Origin of the sequence: Colwellia sp. E2M01, assembly GCF_018860585.1 — a bacterium.
Taxonomy (GTDB): Bacteria; Pseudomonadota; Gammaproteobacteria; order Enterobacterales; family Alteromonadaceae; genus Colwellia.
In genome coordinates, this window is the sequence record NZ_JAHKPR010000024.1 from 1 (window position 1) to 8,479 (window position 8,479).

Annotated in this window: 7 protein-coding genes; all 7 read right to left on the minus strand. The window is 36.8% G+C overall.

Annotation, left to right across the window (positions count from 1 at the left end):
- Nucleotides 1-156: 156 nt before the first annotated feature.
- Complete coding sequence (ung, locus tag KO502_RS05145) at nt 157-828, minus strand: uracil-DNA glycosylase (RefSeq protein WP_216021502.1); 672 nt, start codon at nt 826-828, stop codon at nt 157-159.
- 133 nt (nt 829-961) lie between these two features.
- Nucleotides 962-2,266: a threonine synthase gene (gene thrC, locus KO502_RS05150; protein WP_216021503.1), complete on the minus strand. Its 1,305-nt coding sequence runs from the start codon at nt 2,264-2,266 to the stop codon at nt 962-964.
- An 86-nt stretch (nt 2,267-2,352) separates the two neighbouring features.
- On the minus strand, nt 2,353-3,327 hold the full coding sequence (gene thrB / locus KO502_RS05155) for a homoserine kinase (protein WP_216021504.1): 975 nt from the start codon (nt 3,325-3,327) through the stop codon (nt 2,353-2,355).
- Nucleotides 3,327-5,798, minus strand: a complete 2,472-nt coding sequence (gene thrA / locus KO502_RS05160) for a bifunctional aspartate kinase/homoserine dehydrogenase I (RefSeq protein WP_216021505.1) — start codon at nt 5,796-5,798, stop codon at nt 3,327-3,329. The genes thrB and thrA overlap by 1 nt, the downstream gene beginning before the upstream one ends.
- A 448-nt stretch (nt 5,799-6,246) precedes the next feature.
- Nucleotides 6,247-7,242 (minus strand): diguanylate cyclase, encoded by a 996-nt coding sequence (locus KO502_RS05165; protein ID WP_216021506.1) that lies wholly within the window; start codon nt 7,240-7,242, stop codon nt 6,247-6,249.
- 70 nt (nt 7,243-7,312) lie between these two features.
- On the minus strand, nt 7,313-7,924 hold the full coding sequence (locus KO502_RS05170; protein ID WP_216021507.1) for a chemotaxis protein: 612 nt from the start codon (nt 7,922-7,924) through the stop codon (nt 7,313-7,315).
- Complete coding sequence (locus KO502_RS05175) at nt 7,921-8,286, minus strand: response regulator (RefSeq protein ID WP_216021508.1); 366 nt, start codon at nt 8,284-8,286, stop codon at nt 7,921-7,923. Before KO502_RS05175 ends, KO502_RS05170 begins: the two co-directional genes overlap by 4 nt.
- Nucleotides 8,287-8,479: the final 193 nt, after the last annotated feature.

Below are 8,479 nucleotides of genomic sequence, written 5' to 3' on the forward strand. Positions count from 1 at the left end.
CATCACATCAGGTTAGTTAGAGAGTTTCCCCCTAACTGTTATATTTCACTTTATAGAGCAGTTAAGGATGAAACTCCCTATTATTATTTAGTTGGTATTAATGATTTATAGCCATATTAAATATAAAAGATAATTTCTTCTTATTGTCCCACCCCCTTATTCTGCTAATGCCCAATCTATTATTTCAATATCATGCTGAGCTAGCCATTCATTTGCTTGAGAAAAGTGTTTACAACCAAAGAAACCACGATAAGCAGATAACGGTGATGGATGTGGTCCTTTTAAAACAAGGTGTTTATCTTGATTAATAGCTTTACCTTTTTTATGAGCATGCGCGCCCCACAAAATAAAAACACAACCTTTATTATTCTCGTTAATTTCACCGATCACTTTTTCAGTAAAAGTCTCCCAACCAAGCTTTGCATGGGAATGTGCGTTTGCCTCTTGCACCGTTAAGACGGTATTAAGTAACAAAACGCCCTGCTGTGCCCAAGATGTTAAACAGCCATGCTTTGGGGTATTAAAACCATCAATATCTGTCACTAGCTCTTTATACATATTTACTAGTGAAGGTGGTACTTTAACACCATGCTGCACAGAGAAAGCTAAACCATGCGCTTGTCCTTCTCCATGATAAGGATCTTGGCCTAAAATCACCACTTTAACATCCGATAAATCTACGTAGTTAAAAGCATTAAAAACATCTTTTTCTGACGGGAATATAGTGATACCCGCAGCTCTTTGCTTGGCAACTTCAGCGGTTAAGGTTTGAAAGTAATCTTTCTTTGATTCTTGACTAATGAGTGCTTGCCATTGTGGTTTTATCATTGAAATACCTAAATTAAAAAGCTTGTAATAGATAAATTAAAAAGCTTGTAATAGATAAAAAAAAAGCCATCACCAAGGTGACAGCTTAATTTGAATTAACGTTGTTTCATAACGCTAAAAACTATACTAAACATTACGCTAATAAGTAGCTACGTAAATCAGCAAAGTTAGGCGCCATATCAGTAGATAAGATAGGTTCACCAGCACAATCTGCTAATTCTTTTGGTAAGCCAATAGGGCAACCTAAAATACTTTCAACAACTTCTTTAAATTTAGCAGGGTGAGCAGTACCTAAAAAGACACCAAACTCGCCTTCAGTAGCGCTGTATTGTAATGCTTTATAAGCAACAGCTGCATGAGGCTCGCTGATGTAACCTAATTTAGACAACTGAATAACAGTAGATTGTGTTTGCTCTTCATCAATTGATACTGAGCTAACACAGCCTTCTTCAACAATACCGCTTTTAAGCATGTGTTCAACACGCGGCCAGTTGTTAGGGTTACTAACGTCCATGGCATTTGAAATAGTGGCAACAGTATCGTTTGGTGACCATTCACCCGTTTCTAAATAACGAGGAACTGTATCGTTAGCATTAGTTGCGGCTATAAAGCGTTTAATTGGTAAGCCCATGGCTTTAGCAAATAAACCTGCCGTTAAGTTACCAAAGTTACCACTTGGAATAGAGAAAACGATTTGGCTTAAATCACTTTTCGCACGAGATAATTGTGCAACCGCTTCAAAGTAATAACAAACTTGCGCTAATAAACGACTGATGTTGATTGAGTTAGCAGAGTTTAAACCAATAGTATTAGCTAATTCTTTATCATCAAAAGACGCTTTAACTAAGGCTTGGCAATCATCAAAATCACCTTCAACTGCTAATGTTTCAATGTTGTCACCTAAAGTAGTAAACATCTTTTCTTGTAGTAAGCTGATTTTTCCTTTCGGGTACATGATCACAACACGAATGTTGTCGATACCATGAAACGCATGAGCAACCGCTGCGCCTGTATCACCTGAAGTAGCTGTTAATATAGTTAACGGCTTAGTGACACCTGTTTCTTTTGCGTCTTTAGCAACAAAGGCTTGTAAACATTTAGCCATGAAACGAGCGCCAAAATCTTTAAACGCTAATGTTGGACCGTGAAACAATTCTAAAATAGCGCGATCTGGGCAAATAGGTTGTAATAACGCTGAAAAATTAAATGCATCAGTAATAATGTCAGTTAATTCAGCTTTGGTTAAGTCACCTTCAACAAATGGCTGTAAAATTTGTACACTACGCTCTACCATTGGCATAGCAAGTAGTTCATCAATATTGTCTAGTTTAGGCATTGTTGATGGAAAGAATAAACCTTGGTTTTTACCTAACCCTTGCTTTACTGCTTGTGCAAAGCCAACTTGCTCATCATTTTCTTTTAAATTATAAAATTTCACTATCTTTCCTAATAATCTATTCGCTAGTTTTTTAGCTGTCATGCTTTGCTTAAATTAATTTATTGATTTAAGTAAAGCCGATCTCATTAAAGCTCGGTAGCGCCAACTTCATCAACTTTACAAACATGGACAAAACCTAATTCGGTTTGTAAGTAGTTGTCTGTTAACCACTGGGCAAATTCGTCTGCTTGCGATTTACTATCACAAACACAAAAAACGGTTGGGCCAGAGCCTGAAATACCAACGGCTAAAGCACCTTGTGCTGCCAAATAATCACGCGATTCTTTATATCTTGGCAGTAAATCTGTACGGTATGGCTCAGCAACAACATCTGTCAACACAGAAAATGCTTGCTGCTTATCTTGACGATGACAAGCATCAACAAAAGTCGCTAAGTTTTGACCATAAGCGATAACATCGCTACGGCTATAACTTGTTGGTAGCACGTCTCGCGCTGCCTTAGTTGATACTTCAATACCAGGATATGCCATTACATAATAACAATCGTCAAAGTTAGGAAGAACACGTGAAATTACGTCTTCATCTGGCACCATTAACTGTAAGCCACCTAAGTAACATGGGGCTACATTATCATAATGCAAGCTACCACTTATTTGCGCTTCCATTTCACCTGTCATTTTAAGCACTACATTTTCAGCAAAGCTAAAACCTTGGTACTTCGCATAATAAGCATTTAAGCCGGCAAGTGCAGCAACAACAGAACAAGCACTAGAGCCTAAACCGCTGCCAACAGGCATTTTTTTATCTAATACTAACTCAAGTGCTACTGGTACTTGATTAACACTTTTTAATCTTTCGTTGAAAAGTAATAAACAAGACCAAACAATGTTGTCTTCTTTGTTACTTGGTAATTTATCAGCAAAGTTACCAATAACCGTTAAGTTATCTTCGTTGCTTTGACTTTCGTTAACAGTAACAACGTCACCTAATAACGTGCCATCAATAGGCTTAACCGCTAAACCTAAAACATCAAAACCAACACTAACATTACCAATAGATGCTGGCGCAAATACCGAAACACTTTTGTTACTTGCTGACATTAGTGCTGCTGCTCCCACGCTAAAGTTCTTAGAATGTCACCAAATACGCCTGCGGCAGTAACTGCAGCGCCAGCGCCATAGCCACGTAAAACAAATGGTAATGGTTGGTAGTAACGACTGTGAATTGCTAAAGCGTTTTCGCCGTCTTTAATACTGTAAAGTGGGTGGTCTGCGCCAACGGCTTCAATAGAAACCTGACACTTGCCGTCAACAATGTTGCCAATATAACGTAACACTTTACCTTCGGCTTTTGCTACAGCTACGCGCTCAGAAAATTCTGCATCAAGTTTGGTTAAATTACCCATGAAAGTATCAACGTCGCCACTATCATCAAAGTCGTTCGGTAATACTGGCTCGATATTGATATCAGAAATTTCTAGTTGCATACCAGATTCACGCGCCATAATTAATAATTTACGTGCTACGTCCATACCGCTTAAATCGTCACGAGGATCTGGCTCTGTAAAACCTTTTTCTTTTGCGATTGCAGTAGCTTCTGAAACTGTCATGCCTTCTTCTAACATACCAAACAGGTAAGATAATGAACCAGATAAGATACCTTCAAAACGTTGCAACTTATCACCAGCTTTAATCAAGCCTTGTAGTGTATCAATTACCGGTAAACCAGCACCTACTGTTGTTTCATAAAGGAAACGACGGTTAGTTTCTTGTGCAGTAGTACGAAGCTCTTGGTAATATTCCCAAGAATCTGTATTGGCTTTTTTGTTTGGTGTTACCACATGGAAGCCTTCAGCTAAATAGCTAACATAGCTCATTGCTAATGCTTCGTTTGATGTAGAGTCAACTAATACTGGGTTAATTAAGTTATTATCACTAACAAACTCTTTCAAGCTTTCAGCGCTAACTGGTAATACGTCTGTCGCATTAGCCATAGCGTCTTGCCAGTTGTCTAGATCAATACCCTCTTTGTTTACAACCATGCCTTTAGAGTTGGCAATACCATAAACAGTTAAGGCGATATTTTGCTCTTTTAAACTCTCTTGTTGACGAGAAATTTGTGCAATTAATTCACTACCAACAACACCACAGCCTACTAAGAATACGTCGATTGTTGGTTGTTTTGAAAAGAAATTTTGATGACTTACTTTCATAGCGTCCATACATTGTTTTTGTTCGATTACAACTGAGATACTGCGCTCTGATGAGTCTTGTGCAATAGCAACAACGTTTACACGCGCTTGCGCTAATGAACTAAAGAACTTAGCGGCTACGCCACGCTGATGATGCATACCATCACCAACCAATGACACAATAGATAAATCAGTTTTCAAGGATAATGGCTCTAATAAACCATTTAATAATTCTAATTCAAACTCTTCTTGTAAGCTTTGTTTAGCAAGCTCAGCGTCGCTTGAATAGATACAAAAGCTAATACTGTATTCGCTAGATGATTGGCTAATTAATACCAACGAGATATTTTTACGACTCATCGTTGCAAACACACGGCTTGCCATGCCTACCATGCCTTTCATACCGGGTCCTGAAACATTAACCATGGTTAAATCATCAAGGTTTGAGATCGCTTTAACCCGTTGCTGTTGGTCATTATCTTTAGAAATTAATGTACCTGGCGCACTTGGGTTGTTAGTGTTTTTGATTAAACATGGAATATGATACTGGGCAATGGGACCAATAGTTTTTGGATGTAAAACGCTCGCACCAAAATAAGAAAGTTCCATCGCTTCTTGATACGATAAGTAATCAAGTAGTTTAGCTTCTTTAATAAAACGAGGATCGGCATTGTAAACACCATCAACGTCTGTCCAAATTTCACAACACTCAGCATCTGAACAAACCGCTAAAACGGCTGCTGAATAATCTGAGCCGTTACGACCTAAGGTAGTAATTTGTTGTTGGCCGCTTTCATCATTTACACCAAAGAAACCAGGCATTAATGAAATATTAGCTAAGTCGCTATATTCATTTTTAAACTTATCTTTCGATAAAACTAAATCTGCTACAGCATTCAAAGGTGAATTACTGGTATAAAGGAATTTTTCTGGTGCTAATACAGATACTTTTTCACCATAACTTTGTAAAACAGCTTCAAGAATGGCAACGCTTAAACGCTCACCAGTACTAATAATGCGGGCACGAATATGATCTGGACAATAAGTAAGTAATGTTGCACCGTGCATAAAACGTGATAACTGCTGCTCGTAGTTAGTTAACGCTTGCTCACAATGTAAATGATTAAAGCCTTCAATAGACGCTGATAAATCATCAACAATAGTGGTAATTGCACGCTTAAAGTGACCTAAATCTGTTTCTAATTTGGCTTCGTCACTGATATTTTCAGCCATTGCAACAAGATGATTCGTTACTCCTTGAGGAGCAGAAACAACAACAGCAATCTTTGACAATTCACTTTTGTCTTTAATAATGTCTGCAACTTGGCGAAAACGCTCAGCTGAAGCTAATGAGGAGCCACCAAATTTAAGTACACGCATTTTTTCTTCCTTTGTAGAGATCGTTAATAAGTAAGCTGCTTAACTGATATTTTAGGAAAAGTGACGCCTAAAATATCTCTTTAACGCTTTACCCATCACAGTAAGCATAAAAAAGCCCGTTACCTTTTCAGGTCACGGGCTTCGATAAAATTTTCATTTTTTACACGTTAGCCAGCGACCGCCATTCCAATAGGAGTGGTGGTGGTAATAATAATAATGTGGCGGCTGTAAAATTTCATGGCGTTAAAATGCCTTAAACTGGGTTAAATGTCAATCTTTAATCCTAATTAACACCAAGTAAGCATAAATAAAAAAGTTATAAATTATGTTTATAAATTTATAACTTAAACTGACTAATATAATTAGGTTAAAATTATAACCTTTGGCTTTACTGTATTAACTAAGCTTGGTGGCGAGAAGGTGCTTTTTTGATTAACACGAAAAATGATTATGCTGTTAGACTAAAAGCTTGATTACGACCATTATGTTTGGCTGCATATAAAGCTTTATCAGCCAAAGTTATTAACGCTTCATAATTACTTTCTTTATCGCTTAACTGCGCAACACCTAAACTTATTGTTACTTTTAATTCCTGCCCGTTATAGGTTAGCGGTGTAGAAGCAATGGTTTTACAAATACGTTGCGCTAATTCCATTGCTCCATGCAATTGCGCTTCAGGAACAATAATGGCAAATTCTTCACCACCGTAACGACCAAATATATCTTCAATTCTCAATAAAGAATCGATTAAAGCACTCACTTCAATTAAAACCATATCACCACATTGATGACCGTAATTATCATTGAGTAATTTAAAATAATCTAAATCAAGCATGATCAAAGATAAGTCTTTATCGTAGCGACGAGCTTTCGCATATTCTTGCTTTAACGATTCTTGCCAATGTTTACGATTATAAATTTGTGTTAGACCGTCAATACGACTCATTAAGGCGAGATCGTCTAAAGTTTTTTGTAGTTGAGTTTGGTAATGACATACATCGGTAACATCTTCAATTAAGATACAAACATGCATACCATTTTCATCGGTTTCTATCGGTAAAAAGGTACAGTTTTGCGCCATAAACTCACTGCCCGTAGTTATAGGGCGGGTATGGGGTAATTCAAATAGGTGATGTCTTTGCTCCCAAGAGCAAAAGCTTGGGGTATTTAATTGTAGTGCAGCATTTAATTTACGAGCTAACCAACGTTCAGGTAGCTCAGGAAAGGCGATAAAGATATTTTCACCGATAATATCATCAATATTTTTATCGGTATGCACTTGCAAGAAACGATTACAAATCACAATAGTAAACGCATGATCAATAACCAATACACCAGTATTTAATTGATTAGCAACTTGCTCATTAATTTGCTTTATCACATGCTCATTTACAGTTAATACTTGCGCATTATCTGTTGCTGCACATGTTTCAGAGTTACCCATGATAGTTCCTACCCATTAACTGCTTCCTATTTACTAGGATTGTTATTTTTTACCTACAGAATGAAGAAGCTTATGAAAAATCAAGTAAGATCCGGTCAAGGACTAATTTTATTTTTGTGATCGCTTTTTCAGGGATTAATAGAATCATATTGCAATTAAAAGAATAGTCAGTTACTTGGTAATTGATATTTACTTTAAGTGCTAAATCCCAAGTAAATGGCATATGTTGTACATGCTCTGATAAATTACTTTGTACTTGTGGTAATAGTTTAGGTGCATTATAAGACATTTGATTATCTATTTGACGCGCAAAAACATTCAAAAAAGTAGTCGTTAAAATTGAGCTAATATCAATTAATTGCTCATCTTGTGATAATTCATCAGGCTCATATCCCAATAAATCGGCAATACGACCAGAGTCTTCTTCTTTATACACTAATAACGCTTCACCGCGTATACCTTCATGACCAAAAAAACCTTGGCTAACCACAGCAAGAGTATTTTGTTGCTCACTTAAACTACTCATTAAGTCCTTGGCGTCAACACTTTCTATATTCGGTACTTTTAAGTAGACAAAAGTATCAAGGTAACGAGCAAGTTGATCACTTGCCTGACCCATCGCAATATTAATCAGCTCTTGTAAGCAATCAAGTTGATCATCTGTTAGGTTTAATTCGCTCATAACAAGGCATGCTCTTGCAAGTAATTAAGCAATACATCTGCCTTTACAGGTTTACGTATAAATTCTTTTGCGCCTAGCGCTTTTACTTTACTTTGCATTTCGGGTTGAATATCAGCAGAAATAACGAAAACATTCAATTTTAGGTTTAACTTTTGAATACCTTGTAAAACACCAACACCGTCAATACCTGGCATGGTTAGATCAAGAAACAATATCTCAATACTGCCATCTCGTAATACTTTTAACGCTTCTACGCCATTAGTGGCCATTTGCGCAGTTGCTTGCCATTGCTCAGGAAGACTTCTAAGCACTTGCTTTCTAGCCATGTTTGAATCATCACAAATTAGCACTGATGGACTCATAGAGGTAAAAACCTTATAATCATTAAATTAAAATATTGGTACTAACTTACCTTAAAAAAAAGCAATTGTTAATCAACAATTAATATTTTTATTTTATTAGTATGCTATATCAATCAAGTAACTAACCCCAACTATATTCAAAGGGAAGTTTTAATAGCCACTTATACCAAGTTGATTAAGTTCTTTCCCACTC